Below are 22,703 nucleotides of genomic sequence, written 5' to 3'. Positions count from 1 at the left end.
CATGTGAGACTGCTTTTTGGTTGTTAATGAAGTGGATTTGTAGTAGTACCAAATGAATCAAGTATTGTGCGCATATCCTGCTGCGAATATTGAGGTACTTGATAGTAGCCATGTTTATTTTGGTAAATAGATAATTCGTATGCCATTTCAATGCAGTTGGGAATACTATCTGCAACAACACGGCGAACTACAGGGTTTGTAGTCTCAGTAGCAGCCGCTGTCATACATTTTGCTGCACCTTTTTGAGCACCTAATAAGAAGCCGGAAATTGTTTCATCATTTATTTCATTTGCATTTTGCATTGGTTTTTTAGGTTGCCCAGGATTTAATCCATAAGTAAAGTTATTGCCTGTCTCCATTTGGTAACGTCCAGTTGGAACAGATGGATCATGCCCAGTTTTAAAGGATTCCACAATAGTGTTATACATGCCTAAAGTGAAGTTATATTGGCGATCCAAAATGCTAAGTAACTCAGGGTCCTTTACCTGTGGACGTAAAATAATGGATTGATTCATACCAGCAATAATTTCGCCCAGTGTTTCATGCATGTCCATAACTTCATGTCCACCATGATTTAGGCTTTGTTGTTGGTTGAATGATGGTTGGTTAGCTGATTCATTGTGAAATGATTGTGACAAAAAAAACGCCTCCTAAATGTTATTTTGTTGCAGTATTTAGTATGTCTATTTAGATATATTTCATACGGTATAAATCCATTGGCATATATATAGAATAGAGATGTTTTTTTGCAACACAATAGAGGTAAGGAAAAGCAAGTAGGTAAAGGAGGGAATATAAATTGAAAAAAGTTTTTGGACCTATAGGAATAATAATCATTATGTTAGTTCTACTAGCTTTATTATTTATTCCTAAATACAACAGCCTTGTAACAGCGGAAGAGAGTGTGGATTCAAAATGGGCTCAGGTTGAAAATCAGCTTCAGCGTCGCTATGATTTAATTCCGAATTTAGTGGAATCCATAAAAGGGTACGCTAAACATGAGCAAGATATCATTTCTAGTATTTCTAAGGCACGCTCACAAATGGGAAATGCACGTACTCCAGAGGAACAGGCAGTTGCGAATGATGCATTAGATGGCGCACTTAGTCGTTTGCTTGTTGTGGTAGAAAACTATCCAAATTTAAAGGCAGACGCTAATTTTCGACAATTGATGGATGAATTAGCTGGAACTGAAAATCGGCTAGCAGTCGCTCGTGAGGACTACAATAATGAAGTTCAAACTTTTAATAAAAATGTAAAACGTTTCCCAGGAAATTTAATTGCAGGAATTTTTGGGTTTGAGCAGAAGGAATATTTTAAAGCTGCAGCAGGTTCTGAAAAGGCACCATCTATCGATTTTAGTAATTCAGGTAAGCAATAATGAAACGTTTTATTGTGCAATTTGCAATAGTTTGTTTCTCATTTCTTGTATTGATTAGAATGGCAGATGCAGCAATGCCAACTCCCATGAAAAATACGTATATCCATGATTTTGCAAATGTATTATCTTCTTCAGTAGAAGAAGAGCTTAATCGTTTTTCAGAACAGCTAGATAAAGGTACAGGTGCTGAAATAATGGTTGTTACAGTGGAATCCATTTATGGGCAGGAACCGAAAATGTATGCGACGAAGATGATTCGCTCATGGGGAATAGGCGATGCACAAAAAAATAACGGTGTTGTACTATTAGCAACATTTGCTCAGGGCGAAGGCAATAATGATGCCGTTATTGCAGTCGGTCAGGGGCTTGAAGGAGCATTGCCGGATGGTAAGCTTGGCCGGATTTTAGATACAGCGTTTTATCCAAATGCAAGTGCTGGTGACATTGATCAAGCATTTAAAGCAACGTATGCTGAAGTATATCAAACTGTTGCAGAGGAATACAATTGGGAGGGAGAGACACCTACAATTTCAACTAAGGATAAAGAGATGCCAACATGGATGATTATTGCCCTTGTTGTCATTGTACTTATTTTATATTCCTTTCTTTCTAATGGTGGCGGAAGAGGACCTCGCTCAGGTGGCAGAGGAGGCTATCCAGGAGGATTTGGCGGTGGATTTGGCAGCCGAGGATCAGGCGGTAGCGGCTTTGGTGGATTGGGAGGAGGTTCATCTGCTGGCGGCGGAGCAAGTCGTAAATTTTAAACGATTACAAAGTGAACTTACTTTGTAACATTATAAAATAAGTAATTGTACAAGATGATTTATTTCATTACTACTTGTTATAATGTTGCACAAAATAAAAATGTACATTACTAAAATTAAATTTTAGTGATGTACATTTTTATTTTGGAGAAGAATCAAATTATTAGATACATGAAATGAATTGTAAAATTCGTGCTAAAGATTCTTTTCGATTTGTAAAGTTTTCTATCAGCTATATAGTAGGGTTCGTTTCAAGCAATACTCATATCCAAATCTTTTAATTAAGCTATCTTACATCATCACAAAAAAGAATTACGCAAGATTCGGGAATTAATTCATCTTTATATAAAATCCAATTTATTTAAAATATCGGTTACTTCTAGTTTAAATGTCTCATTTTCTATTACAGAGTGAATTAATGGACGGTTCCCAATAAGTTCTATAATTATTTGATGCATATTTTCCTGAGCAAAATGAATTATTTCTTCAAATTGAGTGTGATTATAATAAATGTCAACATCATAGTATTTTCTTAGTTCACGAGCGATAAGAAAAATCTTAGGATGGAACTCTACATTAGCATCAACTAACAATATTTTATGAGGCAGTAATATATTTTTGTTAATATAATCTAGGCTTTTCAAAACTGATAATAATCTTTCTAAACCAAAGGCTAAGCCAACTCCTGGTTCATTTAAATTGCCAACAGCAGAAACTAAATTATTGTATCGCCCACCACCTAAAATTGCTCCGATTTCAGAGTCAATAGCCAAACCCTCTAATATATAGCCTGTATAATAATCTGCTCCCCTTGCTAATGTTAAATCAATTTTGATGTTGGATTGAACATTTTTTGGTAAATAGGAAAGTATAAATTTCAAATCGGCTGTCGCCTTCGTAGAAGAGAGACAGTAATTAAAGAACTTTTCAATTTGACTTATTTGATTTTGTAAATCCTCATATTGAGCTAAAAGGTTAGAAAAATCCTCAATCTCAATCAGTATTTGATTAGCAATATATAATGGAATTTTATTTTCGATTAGTTTATTTTTTATACCTTGTAATCCGTCTTTTGAAACTTTATCTGCATAATCTAAGGCTCTTTGCAATCCGAGCTGTTCTTCTTTGGTATTCAAACCAACTTTAAGTGCTAAGGCTTGAATAAGCAGTCTATGATTTATTTTCAAAACAAAGTTTTTTATTCCTAACTTATTAATCAATTCATGTGCCATTAATGTAATATCGATTTCAGCTAATAAACTGTCTGAACCAATAATATCGGCGTCGCATTGTGTAAATTCTCTAAAATGACTTTTTCCAGGCTCGTCATCTCTAAAGGAGGGTCCAATTTGAAATCTTTTATAAGGCCTTGGTATATTTGGATGCATACTAACAACTCTAGCCAGCGGTACAGTTAAATCATAGCGAGGAATAAGATTTTTTTCGTTTTTATCTTTGATATGAAAAAATAATTTTTCTCCTTCTCCATGATGTCCATTAAATGTTTCTAAGTATTCTAAAATAGGTGTTTTATGTGGATTGAAACCATAGTTTTCATAAACGCCTTTAATTATATTGATGATGTGTTCTCGATATCTCATGTCAATTCCTAATACATCTTCGGTTCCCTCAGGAATTGATAGAGTTTTTTCGTTTAGGTTAGAAATCATCTTTGAATCTTCCTTTCAATAGGTACTTTGAATCTTATTAATTTTTATTTTGAAAATAGATTAAGAAAGTTAATCCTATTAAGATGAAAAAACCTCCCAATAGTTGAGGTGGTTGCATTACTTCCTGCAAAAATAGTAGGCCAAAAATAGAGGTGAATATAGGCTCTACCATACTTATCATAGAAACATTTGTTGAATTAAGAATCTGTAGTGATTTAAATAAAGTTATTTCACCTATAATCGTTGAAACAAGAACAATGCTAAATATATATATCCATGCATTTGAAGCAAAATTCCAATGTAGTTCTCTGGTTATTAGACCTATGAAAAGTACACCCAATGCAGCAAATGAGGTAACATATGTACTTGTTACAACAGGGGAATTATTGTCGGTTACTTTTTTTCCGAGAATCATATAGAGTGCATATACAATAGCTGCTAATATCGCTAAAAATACGCCCTTCATATTTATACCTTGAAAAGAAACGCCTAATAAAAAAATCATGCTAGTAAAGGTGAAAAATAAAGCTATGATTGATTTTATCTTTAACTTTTCTTTGTAGATTAAAAAGGAAAAGATTGAAACAAATATAGGAAATGAAAATAGTAATAAAACTGCCATAGCAGATGATAGATATTTTAATGATTCAAAATGTAGTACAGATAACAGTGTGAATAAAACACCACCCAGTAGAAAAAGTAACTTTAAATCCATTTTACCGATTTTGAAAGGTATTTTTTTCCATAATAGAAACAAAAAAAATAGTAAAGAACTTATTGAAAATCTTAAAACCAGTAATGTATAAACTGAAATCCCATAGCTATAAGCTTTTATAGCGAAAATAGGCATAATACCAAAGCAAATAGCTGAAATTATTGCATAAATAATGCCCTTTTTTAAATCTTTCACACTAACCTTCCTTCATAAATTTATGAAAAGATGAAAAAGTAAACCGATTTCTTCTCTTCATTAAATTCTGTATATCTGTTAAATATAAGTTGCTACAGCAATTGACGTACACTCGAGTTAATTTAATCCTATCATTACAAATAATTACATTTCAATAGTATTTTTTGACATTTTCGTGTCGTAAATCCATTTTTAACCAATGGGAGATGATTTTTCCGAAGTTAATCAATGAAGAAGAATCATTTGCATGACTTGAAGCCCCAAACACTTTTCTCATCCTTGTGCGAGAAATATAGCTGCAGCTTTCAGTTGGTTAGGATGCCCGACTTGGACCCAACATAAATTTGATAGCTCAAATGAACGAGGTATTGGCTTTATAGTCTGCAATAAAATTTAACAATTAAATATCCTAATATTGTTGTACATTCTATAAATTGATTTTTAATCGTAGTTCGCTTTTTTATTGGTGTTAAAGGAAATAATATTTAATTATTATCATTAATTGACAAAAAAGCTAAAGTTGTTATAATTTTAATATATCGACAAACGATATAACGCACAATGATATAAGGAGGAATCATTTTGAAAAAAAGATTTTTATCGGCATCATTAGCGGTCATTTTAACGACGTCTGCTGTTTATCCAGTCACAATGCAAGAGGTACGAGCTGCCAATGAAACTAGTCAACAAGTAGTAGCACAAGAGGAGAGTGTATCGGCTCAGGAATTTCTTAATTTAGCTGTAACAGCTTTAACCTTCCAGCATGGATCAGATTCTATGCGCCAGCAAATCATTGCAACATGGGTAAAAGATGAAGAATTGAAGGATTTAACACTTGCTATTAAACGTGATGAAGCAGCACGTATTTTAGTAAGAGCTTTAAATAAAGAGGAAAAAGAAGCAACGCTTGCTGAGTACAAAGAAAAAGCAGCTAAGCTTGGATTATTTACTGGCCTTTTAATTAGTGATAATACGGTATCTAAGCAGGATGCAGTCAAAATTTTAAATAATGCTAAACAAGTGAAAAACGGTACTAATAACGAGGGCGTAAAGGAAATTTCTGTAGAAGACTTCATGAAAAGCCCAGGCAACTTTGGCTATCAGCTTTCGCCAGATGGTAACTATATAACGTTCTCATCAGCATGGGAAAACCGTTCTAATGTTTTTGTGAAAAAAATGGGTGATGATAGCGAGCCTATTCGTGTATCAAGTTCAAAGGATCGAGATATAGCTGGTTCCTTCTGGAAGGATGATACATTATTATATGTTAAGGATAAAGGTGGAGATGAGAATTTCCATATCTACTCTACAACATTTAACGGGACAGAGGAAAAGGATTTAACGCCGTATCCAAATGTGACTGTAGGTTTATTGAGTAATTTGCAGGGTGTAAAAGATGAAATTCTGATTATGATGAACAAAGAAGATGCAACAGTGTTTGATGTGTACAAGCTTAATGTGAAGACTGGTAAAACAACGCATGTTGCTAAAAACCCAGGCAACATCTCTAACTGGTTAGCAGACCGTGATGGAAATGTGCGTGTTGCGGTTGAATCAGATGGAGTAGTTGGAACTATTCTTTATCGTGATTCCGAAAAAGATGAATTTAAACCATTTATTGAACTAGAAGCAGGGGATGAAGTAATGCCGCTTGCATTCTCAAAGGACAATAAATATATTTACGCGACTTCTAATAAAGGGAGAGATAAAGTAGAAGTTGTTAAGTATGATTTAGAAGGCAATGAAGAAGTCATTATGTCTAATAAAGAAGTAGACGTTGCTGGTGTACTATATAATGCTGAGCAAGATAAACTATTATACGGTGCTTATATAACAGATAAACCACATTATCAATTCTTTGATGAGAACTTCGAAAAGCTATTCCGCAAAATACAAGATAAATTAGGAGTTCATGAAAGTGAATTAGGTATTAACGATTACAATAAGGAAATGACTAAGTTTATTGTTAGCGTTTCTAGTGATACGGTTTATGGAAAATATTATTACTATGATTCTGTAACTGATAAATTGACAGAATTGGATACATTAAGCCCTTGGTTAAAATCAGAGGAACTTGCTGAAATGCATCCTATTTCGTATAAGAGTAGAGATGGCTTAACAATTAATGGCTATCTGACATTGCCAAAAAACAAAGAAGCTAAAAACCTACCGCTTATCGTTAATCCACATGGTGGTCCATGGGCACGTGATATGTGGGGCTTCAATCCAGAGGTACAGCTATTAGCAAATCGCGGATATGCTGTCTTACAGGTGAATTTCCGTTCTTCTACTGGTTATGGTAAGGAATTTCTGCAGGCTGGTAATAAGCAGTGGGGTCTAAAAATTCAAGATGATATTACAGATGGCGTACAATGGGCAATTGACCAAGGTATTGCGGACCCTAAACGAATTGGTATTTATGGAGCATCATTTGGCGGTTATGCTACTTTAGCTGGTATTACGTTTACACCAGATTTATATGCAGCAGCAGTTGATTATGTAGGTGTTTCGAATATCTTTACACTATTAAATACAATTCCTCCATATTGGGAAACAATGCGTGAGATGCTCTATGAGCGAGTAGGGCATCCGGAGAAAGATAAAGAACTATTAACAGCGGCTTCTCCAGTTTTCCATGCGGATAAAATTACTACACCACTATTCGTGGCTCAAGGTGCGAATGATCCACGTGTAAACAAAGCTGAATCAGATCAAATTGTAGAAGCATTACGTGCTAGAGGTGTTGACGTGGAGTACATGCTAAAAGAGAATGAAGGTCATGGCTTCCTTAATGAAGAAAACAAAATCGAATTCTATAATGCGATGCTAAAATTCTTAGATAGTCATCTAAAAAAATAATAGAAAAAGAGACTGTGCATATTACTGAGGGCACTGAAAAAGTCGATTTGCCACAAAAATTGTGATGCAAATCGACTTTTTTAAGTTTTCAAATCCAACAAAAGACAAAATTCTAATATAAAAAAGTGAATTTTTTTAGTTTTTCAGTGCCCTCCATATTACTTGCGCAGTCTTTTTATGTGAGAAATATGGTTTATAAGAGTTGAATTTTATGTCGGGTCTTATCATATTTCTTGCTGTCAATCAACGTGATACAATGAGCCAGCTTTTCTACGCCAGTATGAATTTGATCATCTTCCACTTGAGAAATGCTTAGGCGAATTAGGTTTTCCTTTTTATATTCTGACAGGAACATTCTAGAGGCATCATCAACCAAAATCTGTTGTTCCTTTAACAAATGAACAATTTGCTTTGCTGCAACATGTTCTGGTAAGTAGATTGTAAGATAAAATCCAGATGCTGGCTTTGTGTAAATCGTGTTATTAGGTAGTAATAACTCACAAGCCTCCTGTAAGTGCTTCATCTTTCCAAAATAGAGCTCCTTTATTTTTTTTATATGACTTTGAAACATTCCATTCTTTAAATAAATCTCAAGTGCCCCCTGCGAAAGAACGGAATTATTAAAATCAGCAGTAAACTTGTAGCGTGAAAAATGGCTGCTCATTATTTGGGGAAGAATGATAGTGGCAATCCTTAAACCAGGGAGAAAAATCTTAGAAAAACTCTTTATATAAATAACTCTTCCAGAAGGGGTGTATGAAAATAATGGATCAGATTTTGTGCTCGGATCGTCGTTGGCTTAGGAAGAGGAGTAATCGCCTCAATTTTAGTTGCTATAATCTTGATTGGAAGAAAAGAAAGATTACCTACTGCTCATCAGTTTAAAAGCTTATTAATGGTTTCTTTAGGCGCTGTGCTAGGATTTCCCTTACTTACTTCTTGGGCAATGACTAGCTTACCAGTATCTCATGGAGCGGTGGAGTTGGCCCTATTACCTTTAGCTACAGCTGGCTTTGCCATGATGAGAGCGGGGGAAATCCCATCTCGTAAGTTTTGGCTGTCTAGTATAGCAGGTGCCCTAGCCGTAATCATTTATGCAATTTATCTTGGGTTGGGACAGTTACATATTGCAGACTTTGCATTATTGGCTGCTGTCGTAATACTCGGGCTTAGTGGCATGCTTGCACAAGAACTAGGTAGCTGGCAAGTGATTGCATGGGCCATTATTATTGCGGTCCCTTTTCTAATCATACCAGTATCTCTAAACGTTTCTGGAGAGATGTTACATGCACCTTTAAAAGCTTGGATTAGCTTTTTATATTTAGCGATTGTAAGTCAATTTCTAGCCTATGTAGCATGGTATGGTGGAATGGCAATGGGCGGTATTTCTAGAGTTAGCCAAATACAATATTTACAGCCATTTTTAATGATTATTTTTGCAGCTTTATTTCTTCATGAATCGATTACAGTATTTACAATTGTTATTGCAATTGCTGTTGTGTTGTCCGTTATAATTGGCAAAAATGCTTCTATAGTAAAAAAAGACTCTGTATGAGTGTACGAAAAACTAGAGAAGCTTTATAGTATCTTAGTATATATGGCTAATTCGTTTTATAATAGCCTAAGGAGGTGCTGTAAAGTGAAGGTGAAATTTTTTACTCGGGCTAATTGCGGGCTTTGTATGGAAGGTTTGGATACTCTAAAGCTTGTACAAGAGGACTTGGGTTTTCATATCGATATCATTGATATTGAAGAAGATGAGGCAGTACATGAAAAGTATATGCTAATGATTCCAGTAGTAGAAAAGGATGGGCAAGTCATACAATATGGTGATATAGATTACGCAACATTGATGGAGCATTTATCTTGCGAATAGAATAAACAAATGAGTAGCAAATTGCACATTTAAAAAAAGCAAACACTTTATTTAAATTTCGCATTTCTCCTGCTAGATAAAATGGCAGCGAAGAAAGAGCGGAATTTTTTTATTTTATCAGGTGAGAATTCAGGACAATCTCAATGTTGAAGCTTGTTTTAATCGTTAACAATCTTACAATTCACAAATTGTTCAATGAAAGCGTTTTGAATTTGAACAGTTTGTGAAGACCTTCACATTACGCTTTCTTTTTAAATAAATCGGAGTAGAATAAGAGTCAAGAAAGAAATTGTTATAAAACAGTTTAAAAAAATATCACGATTTCTAGTGGTTGTTATATTACAAAAACAAATTCGAAGGGAGATTTTACAATGTGGGTTATTACAGTATTTGAGAAAAAAGATGTTCGTATTTTTGAGTATACAAATAAAATTGAAGCAACAAAAGCTTTAGAAGGTTTCAAGAAAAACGCCATTCTATCTTTTACAAAATAAGACAAATAAGGTCTCATAACTATCTTAAAGTTATGGGGCCCTTTTTTTATAATTGGAAACTAACCAATATTAATTTTTTTCCAATTTCCATAGCATACACTTGCTCTTTAACTCAAAGCATATTATAATAAAATCATAAGTGGGACGCAAAATGACATCGTGGGATAAAATAGGACCCGCTACTATTTAAAAGGGAGTAGATAGATATGTTATCTGTACCTGAGGCACAGCAAAGGCTACTTCCAGAAATGTATCTGCTTCTTCAAACAAGATACCGTATTTTGCAGACAATCCAGCTAATGCAGCCTATTGGGCGTCGCACACTTGCAGAATCACTAAAAATGACTGAACGAGAAATACGGAAAGAAACAGATATTTTACGTGAGCAAGGGTTATTAGTTTCCCAAAAGTCGGGTATGGTATGTACAGATGACGGTGAAGTAGTAATAGAAAAATTAAGAACGTTGGTCTATGAATGGTCGGGTCTTACCCAGTTAGCAAAATTACTGGAAAAGCATTTTGGTTTACAGCATGTGATTGTTGTACCAGGTGATTATAATGAGGACGATACGGTACTAACCTTACTTGGTAGGGAGGCAGCGCAAGTATATTTATCCTCTAGTTTTGATGGTCAGGTGGTGGCTGTTACTGGTGGTAAATCTGTTGCGTCACTCACACCATTTCTACATCCTGCACATGCACAAAACATTACTTTTGTAGCTGCACGTGGTGGCATTGGACATGAAATGCAAATGCAAGCCAACACACTTGTTGCAACATTTGCCATGCAGATGGATGCACAATATCGCACCTTGTTTTTACCTGAGCATTTAAGCGAGCAGGCATATCAAGCTATGCTAACAGAGCCAATGGTAACGGAAATGATAGATTATTATGAGCATGCAGATTGTGTTATCCATGGTATTGGCTCTGCGGAGGAAATGGCTTTAAGGCGGAACTCATCGCCTGAGGATTTACGAATTCTCGAAGAAAAGGGTGCTGTGAGTGAAGCATTTGGCTATTATTTTAATGCTGCAGGTGAGATTGTTCATCGAATTCGTACGATTGGTATTCAGCTTGAGCAGGTTCAAGGAAGTAAGCAAGTAATTGCAGTTGCAGCGGGTAAACAAAAAGTGAAGGCAATGCTATCGTATTTTAAGGTTGCACCAAAGCAAACCATATTTATTACTGATGAGGCAGCCGCAAAAGCTATCGCTGCGGGTTTACCTTCTTTATAGAATGGTATTGGTTTGAAAAAGTAACTCTACTTCAGAGAGTGTTCAACACTCTCTGGTTGAGCATAAAGCCATTTTGGCAAAATAATCATTTAAACATTATTGGAGGAATTGACAATGGCATTAAAATTAGCGATTAATGGATTTGGGCGTATTGGACGTTTAGTATTTCGTGAAGCAATGAAGCACGATGAATTCGAAGTAGTTGCAGTAAATGATTTAACAGATGCTGGTCAGCTTGCACATTTATTAAAATATGATTCAGTACACGGTATCTACGATGCTGAGGTTTATGCAGAAGGCGATTCTTTCATTGTGAATGGAAAAAATGTGAAAGTGTATGCTGAAAAAGATCCTACTCAATTACCATGGGGGGAGCTGGGAGTGGACGTTGTACTTGAATGTACAGGTAAATTCCGCTCTATGGAAGAAGTGAGTAAGCATATTGAAGCAGGTGCTAAAAAAGCAATTCTTTCAGCACCAGCGAAGGGGGCAATGCCTACATTTGTAATGGGTGTTAATCATGAGGATTACAATCCTGAAACAGACGATGTTATTTCAAATGCTTCTTGTACAACGAACTGTTTAGCACCTGTAGCGAAAATATTAGATGAGAAATTCGGTATTGTCCGCGGTATGATGACAACAATTCACTCTTACACGAACGATCAACGTATTCTTGACTTCCCACACTCTGATCCACGTCGTGCACGTGCAGGGGCTGTGTCAATGATTCCAACAACAACAGGGGCGGCTGTAGCAGTTTCTAAAGTTTTACCACAATTAAAAGGTAAATTAGATGGCTTTTCTATGCGTGTACCAACACCAAACGTTTCATGTGTTGATTTAGTAGTAGAGCTAAAAGCGGAAGTAACGAAGGAATCTATTAATGCGGCATTAAAAGAAGCCTCAGAAAATGAACTTAAAGGTATTTTAGGATACAATGAATTACCTTTAGTGTCTATTGACTATAATGGCAATCATGATTCTTCGATAGTGGATGGTCTTTCTACGATGGTGTTAGAAAACAGTATGGTGAAGGTTCTAGCATGGTATGATAACGAAATTGGTTATTCTACTCGTTTAATGGACTTAGCTTTATATATTGCAGAAAAAGGATTCAATCATAAATAAGCGTCATATTTCAAAAATAAAAGTAAAAAGTGTGACATAATACCGCTTTTTAGGTATAAAAAGTATAGCCTTTATAATATCGAAAAGATATAATATACAAGGGTAAAGAGAGTAAGGGATGTTTTACCCCTTACTCTTTTTTTATCTTGATTTAGCATGCATCCCAAACATCTACTAAATCAAGATAAAGCTCTGAGGGATGTCACGGATTAGATTGGAGCTTTTTCAAGCGAGCTCGAAAAAAAGCCAATTTTTCTGGAGCGTCATTGATACATGAAAATAGCGTTGAATGAATAGGTGCAAAGTTTAACTAATGATCTTTAAACAAATGTATATACAATCGCAAGACATAGAACGTGACTTTTGTTACTATAAAAGCAAGTAAAAGGGTACTTTATCAAAAGCTGGTTACTTTAGCGAATCTAAGGGATATGCTTTTTATTGAATATAATGATTGTGAAAAATTGAGGAGCCAAGATGGGTGATCCAAAGATTTCACAAATTAAAAACTTTGAAGGGGGTTTCTTCATGTTAAATAAGAAGACGATGAAAGATATTGAGGTAAAAGGGCAGCGTGTATTTGTACGTGTCGATTTTAATGTACCGATGGCGGAGGGTGTGATTACGGATGATACACGTATTCGTGCAGCAATCCCTACAATTGAATATTTAGTGGAGCAGGGTGCTAAAGTAATTTTAGCCTCTCACTTGGGACGTCCAAAGGGTGAAGTAAAAGAAGAAATGCGTCTAACAGCTGTAGGAGTTCGATTAGCTGAATTAATTGGTAAGCCTGTTACTAAATTGGATGAATCAATTGGTAAAGAGGTAGAGGAAGCTGTTGCCAACATGCAAGATGAAGACATTCTTTTACTAGAAAATGTACGTTTCCACGCTGGTGAAGAGAAAAACGACCCAGCACTCGCAGAAGCATTTGCAAAATTAGCGGATGTCTATGTCAATGATGCTTTTGGTGCAGCTCACCGTGCACACGCCTCAACAGAAGGTATTGCAAAGCATGTACCAGCTGTTTCAGGTTTCCTAATGCAAAAGGAATTAGATGTATTAGGAAAAGCATTATCTAATCCTGAGCGTCCCTTTACTGCTATTATCGGTGGTGCTAAAGTGAAGGATAAGATCGGTGTTATTGAAAGCTTGCTGGAAAAGGTAGACCATTTAATTATTGGTGGGGGTTTATCATTTACATTCATTAAAGCGCAAGGGTATGATATCGGCAAATCTTTATTGGAAGAAGACAAAATTGAGTTAGCTAAATCTTTTATTGAAAAAGCAAAGGCAAAAGGCGTGCAATTACATATGCCGATTGATGCAGTTGTTGCAAATGAATTTTCAAAAGATGCAGAAACGAAGATTGTAGATGTAGACGCAATTCCAGCGGATTGGATGGGCTTAGATATTGGTCCAAAAACAGCAGCAAATTATGCAGAGGTCATTCAGAATTCTAAATTAATCATTTGGAATGGTCCAATGGGTGTCTTTGAAATGGATAAATTTGCGAATGGTACAAAAACTGTAGCTTCGGCAATGGCTAATACAGCAGGTTATACAGTAATTGGCGGTGGCGATTCTGCAGCAGCTGTTGAAAAATTTGAAGTAGCGGATAAAATGGATCACATTTCTACAGGCGGCGGTGCTTCATTAGAATTAATGGAAGGTAAAGAGCTTCCTGGAATTGTGGCATTAAACGATAAATAAACTATTGGAGGCAAAACGATGCGTAAACCAATTATTGCAGGTAACTGGAAAATGTATAAAACATTTGAAGAGGCCATCCAGTTTGTCGATGCTATACAGGACAAACTCCCTTCAAATGACAAAGTGGATGCTGTTGTTTGCGCACCAGCACTTTACTTACCTACACTTGTGCAGGTTGCTAGTGAATCGGAGCTGGCGATTGGTGCACAAACAATGCATTATGAAAATGAAGGTGCGTTTACAGGGGAAATTAGTCCAGCTCAGCTAGCAAGCGTGGAAGTAGACTATGTTATTTTAGGACACTCTGAACGACGTGAATACTACAATGAAACAGATGAGGCCATTAATAAAAAGGTAGCAGCTGCACTAGCACATAACATCGTACCAATTATTTGCTGTGGTGAAACGCTCACAGAACGTGAAGCAGGAACGACTGAGCAAAAGGTTGCTAGTCAAATCAAAGCGGCACTTGCTGGATTTGAAGCGCAACAGGTAGAGCATATGGTCATTGCCTATGAGCCAATTTGGGCAATTGGTACAGGTAAAACAGCAACGGCCGAAGATGCAAATCAAGTATGTGGAGCCATCCGTGCAGTTGTGGAAAGTTTATATAATGCTGAAACAGCGGCTGCTTTGCGTATTCAATACGGCGGCAGTGTGAAGCCTGAAAATATCGCAGAATTATTATCAAAAGAGCATATTGATGGTGCCTTAGTTGGTGGTGCTAGCTTACAACCAGAATCATATTTAACATTATTGGAGGCGGCGGCAAATGCCTAAAAAGCCAGTAGCATTAATTATTTTAGATGGCTTCGCATTTCGTGATGAAACATTTGGAAATGCAGTAGCACAAGCAAATAAGCCTAATTTTGATCGTTATTGGAACCAGTATCCCCATGCTACATTAACAGCAGCAGGTGAAGCAGTAGGGTTACCAGAAGGTCAAATGGGCAATTCTGAAGTTGGGCACTTAAACATCGGTGCTGGACGTGTTGTTTATCAAAGCTTAACACGTTTAAATAAATCGATTCGTGAAGGTGACTTCTTTACAAATCCAGCATTTTTAGATGCAGTGGCACATGTAAAGGCACATCAGTCTAAGCTGCATGTGATGGGCTTACTGTCAGATGGAGGTGTTCATAGTCATTATGAGCATATGTTTGCCCTATTAAAGCTTGTTAAACAGCAGGGCTTAGAAGATGTTTTTGTACATGGCTTCTTAGATGGTCGAGATGTTGGACCAACAACAGCATTAGATTATATCGAAGAAACTGAAAAACAAATGGCTGAAATTGGCGTAGGTCAATTTGCTTCCATTCATGGACGTTACTATGCAATGGATCGTGATAAACGGTGGGATCGTGTGGCTTTAACTTACAATGTACTTGTTGATGGTGTTGGTCAAACGGCAGATAGTGCAAAAAGTGGTGTAGCAGCATCCTATGAGCGTGAGGTAACAGATGAATTTGTGATTCCATTTAGTATTTATGAGCATGGAGAGCCAGTGGCAACAATTAACGATAATGACGCAGTAATTTTCTTTAATTTCCGTCCTGACCGTGCCATTCAATTGTCTAAAGTATTTACAAATAATGAATTTGATGGCTTTGCTTTATCAGCTAAGCATCCAAAAAATTTAAAATATGTTTCCTTCACACACTATAGTGATGAAGTCCATGCTCAGGTAGCCTATGAGAATGACAACCTAAAAAACACGATAGGTGAAGTGTTAGCTACAAATGGTAAAACACAGCTACGAATTGCAGAAACAGAAAAATATCCGCATGTGACATTCTTTATGAGTGGTGGACGTGAGGAGAAATTTGAAGGGGAAGAACGTATTTTAATTGCATCCCCAAAGGTTGCGACATACGACTTAAAACCTGAAATGTCTGCCTATGAAGTGACAGAAGCCTTGCTTGCAGAAATTGCGGCTGAAAAATTTGATGGGATTATCCTTAATTTTGCTAATCCAGATATGGTGGGGCATAGTGGAATGCTAGAGCCAACAATTAAAGCGATAGAAGCAGTCGATGAATGTCTAGGGAAAGTAGTAGATGCACTTCTTGCAAAAGGTGGTGCAGCTATTATTACAGCTGACCATGGTAACTCTGATGAAGTGCTAACTTTAGCAGGAGAGCCAATGACAGCTCATACAACAAATCCTGTTCCAGTAATTGTGACGAAACCGAATTTAGTTTTACGAAATGGTGGCATTTTAGCCGATTTGGCGCCAACCATGTTAGAATTATTAGAGGTATCGCAGCCTACTGAAATGACAGGACAATCATTAATTGAAAAAGAGGAGAATTAATTATGCCATTTATTACACAAGTTTATGCGCGCGAAGTTTTAGACTCACGTGGGAACCCAACAGTAGAGGTTGAAGTATTTACAGAATCAGGAGCTTTTGGACGTGCAATCGTACCATCAGGAGCATCTACAGGTGAATACGAAGCAGTAGAATTACGCGATGGTGACCAATCTCGTTACCTAGGCAAAGGTGTATTAAAAGCAGTTGAAAATGTTAACACAATTATTGCGCAAGAATTAGAAGGAAACTATTCAGTTCTTGATCAAGTCGTAATCGACAAAACTTTAATCGAGCTAGATGGCACAGAAAATAAAGGGAAATTAGGTGCTAACGCAATTCTAGGTGTATCCATGGCAGTTGCACATGCTGCGGCAGATTATTTAGATGTACCTCTTTATCAATATCTTGGTGGCTTTAACTCAAAACAGTTACCTGTACCAATGATGAATATCTTAAATGGTGGCGCACATGCTGACAATAATGTAGATATTCAAGAATTTATGGTGATGCCTGTGGGCGCAGAATCATTCCGTCATGCATTACGTATGGGTGCTGAAATCTTCCATAGCCTAAAAGCTGTTTTAAAAGCAAAAGGCTATAACACAGCAGTAGGTGATGAAGGTGGTTTCGCACCAAATCTTGGTTCTAACGAAGAAGCCATTACTGTAATTTTAGAAGCAATCGAAAAAGCAGGCTATAAACCAGGTGAGGAAATAAAACTTGCTATGGACGTAGCATCATCTGAATTATTTAATAAAGAAGATGGCAAATATCACTTAGACGGTGAAGGTGTTGTGAAAACTTCTGAAGAAATGGTTGATTGGTACGAAGAATTAACAAGCAAATACCCAATCATTTCAATTGAAGACGGCTTAGATGAAAATGACTGGGCTGGACACAAGCTATTAACGGATCGTATTGGTGGTCGCGTTCAATTAGTAGGTGATGATCTATTTGTAACAAATACGAAAAAATTGTCAGCTGGAATTGAGCAAGGCGTAGGAAATTCAATCCTTATAAAAGTAAACCAAATCGGTACGTTAACAGAAACATTTGAAGCAATTGAAATGGCAAAACGTGCTGGTTATACAGCAGTTATCTCTCACCGTTCTGGTGAATCAGAAGATGCAACAATTGCTGATATCGCAGTAGCAACAAACGCTGGCCAAATTAAAACGGGTGCTCCATCACGTACAGACCGCGTAGCGAAATACAACCAACTTCTTCGTATTGAAGATCAACTAGGTGCAACAGCTGAGTATCTTGGTTTACATTCATTCTATAACTTAAAGTAAGCAGTAGTTTTAAGCGAAAATGCTTTGAACTTAGTAATACACAACCTTTTTATACAACTTGAACTATGTTGTACATTTAGGTGAATTTAGCAATACTTATGTATTGTTTCAACCTCTGATTTATAAGTGTGATAAACACTTGTAGATTGGGGGTTTTTTATATGCTTATCAAAGACTTGTTAAAAGAATTTACATTCGAATTGCAGATTAAAAATTATTCAATCAGAACAACAGAAACTTATAACTACAATACAACTCATTTCATTCAATATCTGGATGAGTTTCATGACGTGAATGAAATTGAAGACATTTCTACAGTTCATGTAAAAAAATATATTCAACATCAATTAAATCTTGGTAAAAAAGCGACTTACATTAACACCGTAATTAAATCGTTTAGGTCGTTTTACACGTATTTAGTAGCAGAAGAGTATGTAACGTTAAACATCATGGCACGTACCAAATTGTTGAAGGAAGATAAAACTGTTATATCTACATTTACTGACCAAGAAATTGCGAAAATGATTGAAGCATACGATTTTAAAACGTATTTGAACGCCCGAAACAAAGTGATTATTGCTATGTTTGCAGATACAGCCATTAGATGTTTGGAATTAATAAATTTAGAGGTAGATTGGGTGGACAGGTCCTCGCACAGCCTCGGACGAGGAGCAAGCATTCTTGCTCCTTCACCTCAGCCTTCACTGCGTTCGTCTTCGGTTATCGTTGTTTTTTGAATATTAATATTCAATAGGTGCCTCGTTATTTGACGCTTTTTCTATATATAGCAATTGCGTCATTTATTGAGTCACTTGCTGTATTAACCAATAATATTTACCGTAAGATTCCGATTTTCTGGAAGTCTCACGTTTACTGACCAATTCATATTTGATTCCACCGTCTTGAAGGAATTTGTTAACTGATGAAAGTAATGTACTAAAGGTTATCAAAAATAACGTCATCCAAACGGTGACAATAGCATTATGTGTGTTTGCCATGATTATTGGTATATTCGTTGCTTTTCATATTTAAAGCATTCCTGAAAAGACCCTGAAACGGAAGAAATGATTAAACAATCAGAAATACGAAATGCAGAACATGCTAAATGGTATGAGGAATTGAAAAAGAAAAATGGGTGGGACGATTAGAATTTAAAAATTTATCACATGAATGTTGAAATTTAAATTAATCAGCGTAATTATGCGCTCATATAGGTACTCTATATATCGGAGAGTACCTGTCACGTATACTGTACGTTTCGACTTTTCATTGCCATAACTACAGGTTATTTCAATGTTGTGTTATTATTATCCTAATTACATAATATAAACCAATATAAAATTACATAATGATACAAAATTATTGAGGGGTAATAACATGAAAAGAAAAACAAAGGCGACTATCGTTCTCATTGGAATATTGGGCATTTTTGGTGGAATTTTTGGTTACTTCAAATTCACCGAACAAATGGAGAAACCTGTTCCTGAAAAAGAAAAAGCAGCCGTGGGATATGTCGAAGAAACGTCTGAAGATAATATTGTTTCAGAAAAAGAAAAAGAAGCAGAAGTAGAATATGTTGAAAAAACTTCTGAAGAAATCGCTTTGGAAAAACAATATCCTGACGATTTACCAGATTATAAAATGCTATACGCCATTCATACTATGTCTCATCAAAAAGTTGAAACTGACGGAAAATGGGGACATGAGCAAATCACACAGGCCAAAATTGACCGATTGTTAGCTATAGCCAAAAAAAATGTAAACGGTTATGTATATCAAGAATTTTACATCGAAATATTGGAAAGATGGTCAAAAGGTGATTTTTCACATTCGGTAGAAGATCACAATTTCGTTTGGGAACGTGAAGGTGGCACTGCCGACTCTGGAGGGAAAGCAACTCGTTTATTTACTGCTGAAGAGGAAAAAGAATATGTGGAACAGTTTTTCGGAAATAAGCAATAGCACGTGGTTAATTTAACCAACAAGAAATCGTGCTCGTTACATTTTTCATTGCTACAACATAAAGATATTTCAATAAGAGATTATTGAAATATCAATTACGGAATCCACCAAATCACTAAGATACAAAAAAATTATCGGTGGAGGTTTTTATATGACAGAAGAAGAGTATCATCAAATATTTAGGCTTACATTCATTTTATAATTTAAAATATTTTGAGCCACTTACAAAAATCGCCTCAAAGGTTATCTAATGACCTAGTAGGCGATTTTTTTTTGTAAGTACGGTAAGCAGACAAGTGATAATAAAGTTATTTAATTCTTAATGGGGCAGTTTAGTTGAAGAGCGTGGTATAGTCGGTTAGTAAAGGAGCATTTTCCTATGAATAGAGAAGAAAGAAAAACGCGTTTAGAATATCTAATCCAAGAAAGAAAGAAACATGAAGAGAAATTGGAAAAGGAGCAACAAATCTCGGTCATGTTAGAGCTGTTCCCTGAAAAGAGCACAGTGGATATATTAGATGAGAGCGAAAGTGAAAAAATTGAAAGTAAAATGACAAATTGCTTTCCGATTGCATTTTGGGGAAGAATTGATTGGGAAAAGGTGAGTAAAAAAATTATTCTTACTAAAGAAGACATATTGAATATTCCTACCGTCCTAACTAATCAATCGTTGGATATTTCAATTCCTGTTTATCTTATTGTTGGGATTTACAAATACCCATTGGTAAAGACCTCCTTACTTACAATACTAGAAAGCATTGAGGATATTATGGATATGGGACCAGACCAATGGATTTATAGTCCAACGTTAAGATATGTAATTGAATTTTGTCATGATGATGTAATAACAATAGGTTGGATATGATGGGTTTATTTGGGTGCTGTTAATTCAGTAGGTTTTCTTAAAAGTTCTAATAAACCCACAATTTCCTATATATAATAATCTCTTTAAAAGGTTTAAAGATGTAAAATGTAGAATTACTATTAAAAACATATTGGTAGGAGGGAAAACACTATGCATAACTTATCAGGAAAGGTTATTCTCGTCACAGGTGCAAGCTCTGGTATTGGCCTTGCCACGGTCGAATTGATGGCATCTAAAGGGGCTAAAGTAATTATTAATTATCATTCAAATGTGGAGGGTGCCAAAGAAGCCGTTCAACGTATTCAAAAAAATAATGGAGAAGCCATTGCAATTCAAGCTGATGTTATTAATAAAGAAGAAGTGGACTCAATGGTTGAACAAGCTATTTCCTCATTTGGCACCATTGACGTTTTAGTTAATAATGCTGGCGGTGGCATCCGCCAAAGTACATTTATGGATATGAGTGAAGAGCTATGGGAAGAAACGTTCAAATTAAATGTAAACAGCGTTCTCTTATGTTCCCAAGCTGTATTAAAATATATGATTCCCAAAAAAAGCGGGAAAATTATTAATGTATCTTCAGCGGCTGCACGTATTGGAGGGGCAGGAGAAAGTATTCATTATGCATCTGCGAAAGGAGCGATTAATACAATGACGATTGGAATGTCAAGAGAGTTAATTGAATATGGAATAATCGTGAATGGGGTAGCACCTGGAATGGTAGAAACACCTTTTCATGATAAATTTGCTCCTGGCGATAATCGACTTGAGCGTATGACATCATCCGTACCTATAAAACGGGCTGCAACACCTATGGAAATAGCAGAGGTAATTGCCTTCCTTTCCTCTGATGCTTCAAATTATATCCTTGGGGAAATTATGAATGTTAGTGGTGGGAGATAATTGGAGAGGATAGATTTTGTAGTGGTTAGGAATGTAGATGACTTTTTGGCTGGTTAAAGGTAAATGTCGATAATTGAAACATCCCTGATTTCCTTATATAATCAATATAGGAACAAGTATTCGGGGAGGTTGTAAGGATGGACAAGTTTTATTAAAGCACATTGATAAACTCCCCCTTACAAAAAAGAACAAGTCTATCAATGAGGAAAACGTTATGTTGAACCTTCTTCCTCTGTCGATGAACGTTTAATCAATGAAATGAGGGAGACTCGCTTTAAAGATGGGTTCAAGTGCCCTCACCGTAATTCTGTGCACGTGGTTCGATTCGGGAAATACAATGGTCGTCAACGCTATCGTTTTAAATCTTGCAGGAAGAGGCTTTACTTACGATTGTTTACGCTTATCAAAATTCGCTGCATAGTTCTTATTTGCTATTATTACAGTGGTTGACAAAAGCACTTAATCACAAGGAGGTATAAGCTATGAAAATCAATAGAATAGATCATGTGAGTATAAACGTAAATGATCTTTCAGAGGCTAAAGCGTTTTTTCTTGATTTAGGACTTGAAGTGCAAGCGGAATGGGAATTGGATGGAGAACAGTTGGACCGAATAGTTGGGCTTAATGATGTTAAAACGGCATGTGTAGCATTGGGAATGCCAGATGGTCAGGCATGGATAGAGCTAGTTAAATTTCATACGCCGTCAGATGAAAAAAATATTCACCAACCTTTTGCAAATACGCTGGGTATCCGACATATTTGTTTTGCTGTTGAAGATATTGAAGCTATTGTTGCAAATTTGAAAAAGAAGGGCACGGAAATCTTTAGTGAGATACAGCAATATGAAGAAAGTTATAAGTTATGCTACGTTCGTGGTCCAGAGGGAATTATTTTAGAGTTGGCGGAGAAAATCAAATAAACAGACGATATGCTGACATATATAGAAACACTTTCGCTTATTTAAACACACTGATATTTCAGACTGGACGGCTATCTTTTTTAGGGGCAGTCGTTCTTTCTTCTTGTTGGACAAACCGGGGCATTGGCTAATAAAAATGGTGAACCTTGATAAATGAAGGTTCCCCTAATTTATTATATAAATAAACAACCTTTAAATTTAACAGAGCCTTTCTTTAAAGAGCTTTACTACATTTTATTGTAGTAAAGCTCTAATATTTTTATATGAAAACTAAATACTTTCACTTAACATCGAGAACTGCTCGGGTAAGAAAGAAAATCGCTCAGGAAGGGTCGAGAACTGCTCGGGTAAGAAAGAAAATCGCTCAGGAAGAGTCGAGAACTGCTCGGGTAAGAAAGAAAATCGCTC

At 36.0% G+C, this 22,703-nt stretch carries 19 protein-coding genes and 3 pseudogenes; 18 read left to right on the top strand and 4 right to left on the bottom strand.

The window, feature by feature from the left end:
• Positions 1–23 precede the first annotated feature (23 nt).
• Positions 24–638 (bottom strand): spore coat protein, encoded by a 615-nt coding sequence (locus tag AC1RNS_RS07440; protein WP_492991670.1) that lies wholly within the window; start codon positions 636–638, stop codon positions 24–26.
• Between the two features lie 161 nt (positions 639–799).
• Here AC1RNS_RS07440 and AC1RNS_RS07435 point away from each other — a divergent pair, with 161 nt between their 5' ends.
• Together AC1RNS_RS07435 and AC1RNS_RS07430 are read left to right on the top strand one after the other, a co-directional pair.
• On the top strand, positions 800–1,381 hold the full coding sequence (locus AC1RNS_RS07435; RefSeq protein WP_492991669.1) for a LemA family protein: 582 nt from the start codon (positions 800–802) through the stop codon (positions 1,379–1,381).
• Positions 1,381–2,145 carry a TPM domain-containing protein gene (locus tag AC1RNS_RS07430; RefSeq protein ID WP_492991668.1) on the top strand — a complete coding sequence of 255 codons (765 nt, stop codon included), beginning with the start codon at positions 1,381–1,383 and terminating at the stop codon, positions 2,143–2,145. Before AC1RNS_RS07435 ends, AC1RNS_RS07430 begins: the two co-directional genes overlap by 1 nt.
• A gap of 341 nt (positions 2,146–2,486) precedes the next feature.
• Here AC1RNS_RS07430 and AC1RNS_RS07425 read toward each other — a convergent pair whose 3' ends face one another.
• Together AC1RNS_RS07425 and AC1RNS_RS07420 are read right to left on the bottom strand one after the other, a co-directional pair.
• Positions 2,487–3,815 (bottom strand): histidine--tRNA ligase, encoded by a 1,329-nt coding sequence (locus AC1RNS_RS07425; protein WP_492991667.1) that lies wholly within the window; start codon positions 3,813–3,815, stop codon positions 2,487–2,489.
• Positions 3,816–3,852: 37 nt separating this feature from the next.
• A complete protein-coding gene (locus AC1RNS_RS07420) occupies positions 3,853–4,725 on the bottom strand; it encodes a DMT family transporter (RefSeq protein ID WP_492991666.1) in 873 nt (290 codons plus the stop codon).
• A gap of 582 nt (positions 4,726–5,307) precedes the next feature.
• On the opposite strand from AC1RNS_RS07420, the gene AC1RNS_RS07415 reads away from it, so the two are divergent.
• Positions 5,308–7,584 carry a S9 family peptidase gene (locus AC1RNS_RS07415; protein WP_492991665.1) on the top strand — a complete coding sequence of 759 codons (2,277 nt, stop codon included), beginning with the start codon at positions 5,308–5,310 and terminating at the stop codon, positions 7,582–7,584.
• 193 nt (positions 7,585–7,777) lie between these two features.
• Here the strand turns inward: AC1RNS_RS07415 and AC1RNS_RS07410 are convergent.
• Positions 7,778–8,374 (bottom strand): annotated as a pseudogene (locus AC1RNS_RS07410) (aminotransferase class I/II-fold pyridoxal phosphate-dependent enzyme); the annotation flags it as partial.
• Here AC1RNS_RS07410 and AC1RNS_RS07405 point away from each other — a divergent pair.
• The 15 genes and pseudogenes from AC1RNS_RS07405 to AC1RNS_RS07335 all read left to right on the top strand — a co-directional run.
• Positions 8,375–9,139: pseudogene (locus AC1RNS_RS07405) on the top strand (DMT family transporter); the annotation flags it as partial.
• A gap of 84 nt (positions 9,140–9,223) precedes the next feature.
• Complete coding sequence (locus tag AC1RNS_RS07400) at positions 9,224–9,460, top strand: glutaredoxin family protein (protein WP_492991664.1); 237 nt, start codon at positions 9,224–9,226, stop codon at positions 9,458–9,460.
• 371 nt (positions 9,461–9,831) lie between these two features.
• On the top strand, positions 9,832–9,954 hold the full coding sequence (locus tag AC1RNS_RS07395) for a hypothetical protein (RefSeq protein WP_492991663.1): 123 nt from the start codon (positions 9,832–9,834) through the stop codon (positions 9,952–9,954).
• A gap of 206 nt (positions 9,955–10,160) precedes the next feature.
• On the top strand, positions 10,161–11,192 hold the full coding sequence (locus AC1RNS_RS07390) for a sugar-binding transcriptional regulator (RefSeq protein ID WP_492991662.1): 1,032 nt from the start codon (positions 10,161–10,163) through the stop codon (positions 11,190–11,192).
• Positions 11,193–11,306: 114 nt separating this feature from the next.
• Positions 11,307–12,323 carry a type I glyceraldehyde-3-phosphate dehydrogenase gene (gene gap / locus AC1RNS_RS07385; protein ID WP_492991661.1) on the top strand — a complete coding sequence of 339 codons (1,017 nt, stop codon included), beginning with the start codon at positions 11,307–11,309 and terminating at the stop codon, positions 12,321–12,323.
• Between the two features lie 528 nt (positions 12,324–12,851).
• A complete protein-coding gene (locus AC1RNS_RS07380) occupies positions 12,852–14,036 on the top strand; it encodes a phosphoglycerate kinase (RefSeq protein WP_492991660.1) in 1,185 nt (394 codons plus the stop codon).
• A gap of 18 nt (positions 14,037–14,054) precedes the next feature.
• Complete coding sequence (tpiA, locus tag AC1RNS_RS07375) at positions 14,055–14,816, top strand: triose-phosphate isomerase (protein WP_492991659.1); 762 nt, start codon at positions 14,055–14,057, stop codon at positions 14,814–14,816.
• Positions 14,809–16,350: a 2,3-bisphosphoglycerate-independent phosphoglycerate mutase gene (gene gpmI / locus AC1RNS_RS07370; protein WP_492991658.1), complete on the top strand. Its 1,542-nt coding sequence runs from the start codon at positions 14,809–14,811 to the stop codon at positions 16,348–16,350. The genes tpiA and gpmI overlap by 8 nt, the downstream gene beginning before the upstream one ends.
• 2 nt (positions 16,351–16,352) lie before the next feature.
• On the top strand, positions 16,353–17,645 hold the full coding sequence (gene eno, locus AC1RNS_RS07365) for a phosphopyruvate hydratase (protein ID WP_492991657.1): 1,293 nt from the start codon (positions 16,353–16,355) through the stop codon (positions 17,643–17,645).
• A 161-nt stretch (positions 17,646–17,806) separates the two neighbouring features.
• Positions 17,807–18,382, top strand: coding sequence for a tyrosine-type recombinase/integrase (locus AC1RNS_RS07360; protein WP_492991656.1), 576 nt, complete (start codon positions 17,807–17,809; stop codon positions 18,380–18,382).
• A gap of 640 nt (positions 18,383–19,022) precedes the next feature.
• A complete protein-coding gene (locus AC1RNS_RS07355; RefSeq protein ID WP_492991655.1) occupies positions 19,023–19,607 on the top strand; it encodes a DUF6241 domain-containing protein in 585 nt (194 codons plus the stop codon).
• A 379-nt stretch (positions 19,608–19,986) separates the two neighbouring features.
• Positions 19,987–20,472 carry a CDI toxin immunity protein gene (locus tag AC1RNS_RS07350; protein WP_492991654.1) on the top strand — a complete coding sequence of 162 codons (486 nt, stop codon included), beginning with the start codon at positions 19,987–19,989 and terminating at the stop codon, positions 20,470–20,472.
• A gap of 150 nt (positions 20,473–20,622) precedes the next feature.
• On the top strand, positions 20,623–21,375 hold the full coding sequence (locus AC1RNS_RS07345) for an SDR family NAD(P)-dependent oxidoreductase (protein WP_492991653.1): 753 nt from the start codon (positions 20,623–20,625) through the stop codon (positions 21,373–21,375).
• A 118-nt stretch (positions 21,376–21,493) separates the two neighbouring features.
• Positions 21,494–21,750, top strand: a pseudogene (locus tag AC1RNS_RS07340) (transposase-like zinc-binding domain-containing protein); the annotation flags it as partial.
• 107 nt (positions 21,751–21,857) lie between these two features.
• The gene (locus AC1RNS_RS07335; protein WP_492991652.1) at positions 21,858–22,295 is read left to right on the top strand and encodes a VOC family protein; all 438 of its coding nucleotides are present in this window, start codon (positions 21,858–21,860) and stop codon (positions 22,293–22,295) included.
• Positions 22,296–22,703 lie beyond the last annotated feature (408 nt).

Source organism: Lysinibacillus sp. GW821-FHT14F06 (genome assembly GCF_058803665.1).
Note: the sequence above shows the minus strand (reverse complement) of the source record. Positions and strands in the feature narration are given on the sequence as shown.